Below are 237 nucleotides of genomic sequence, written 5' to 3' on the forward strand. Positions count from 1 at the left end.
GACTACAAGGGTATCTAATCCTGTTCGCTACCCACGCTTTCGTGCCTCAGTGTCAGTCCTAGGCCAGGCAGTCGCCTTCGCCACTGGTGTTCCTTCCGATATCTACGCATTTCACCGCTACACCGGAAATTCCACTGCCCTCTCCCAAACTCTAGCCCACCAGTATTAATTGCAGTTCCCAGGTTAAGCCCGGGGATTTCACAACTAACTTAATGGGCCACCTACGCACCCTTTACG

1 rRNA gene is annotated in these 237 nt (G+C 52.7%); it reads right to left on the minus strand.

What is annotated here, in order from left to right:
* Positions 1–237, minus strand: a 16S ribosomal RNA gene (locus tag ACTHSL_RS14200); the annotation flags it as partial.

It is taken from the genome of Neisseria sp. P0008.S010, from assembly GCF_051962715.1.
Lineage (GTDB): Bacteria > Pseudomonadota > Gammaproteobacteria > Burkholderiales > Neisseriaceae > Neisseria > Neisseria elongata.